This window comes from Anaerotignum faecicola (genome assembly GCA_024460105.1).
Classification (GTDB): Bacteria; Bacillota; Clostridia; order Lachnospirales; family Anaerotignaceae; genus JANFXS01.
Genome location: JANFXS010000281.1, coordinates 1 through 452 on the forward strand (window position 1 = coordinate 1; position 452 = coordinate 452).

Consider the following 452-nt stretch of genomic DNA (forward strand, 5'->3'; position numbering starts at 1 on the left):
GTTACCAGCAAATGTATCATAATTGATAATGGTCACTCCGTCCGGTATAATCAAGTCTCCTGTAAAGTTACAGTGGTAAAATGCAAGCCCGCCAATATAGTTTAATTTCTCTGGCAAAATCAACTGTCCGGAAAATGTAGTTTTTGTAAATGCTCTCTCCCCAATGCGAGTAAGTGTTTGTGGCAGGACCAGCTGGCCTGTAAATCCACATTCATAGAATGCGTATTCCCCTATTGCAACCAATGAATCCGAGAGGGTCAGTTCTCCTGTAAAATAGCATCCCGAAAAAGCGTTGTCTCCAATCTCGGTAACCGTATCCGGAATCACTAAATCTCCCGTCAGGCCGGAACAGTCCAGAAATGCATTGTGCCCAATGCTGTCTACCTGGTATACCCTGCCGTTGGAAGGCTTTCGCACTTTGTCCGGGATAACCAGTGTCCCCACTGGCTTTG

Annotated in this window: 1 protein-coding gene; it reads right to left on the bottom strand. The window is 45.8% G+C overall.

Features of this window, described 5'->3' with window-relative positions; genetic code table 11:
• A partial coding sequence (locus NE664_13960) for a leucine-rich repeat domain-containing protein (GenBank protein MCQ4727739.1) occupies nucleotides 1-452 on the bottom strand: 452 nt, incomplete at both ends.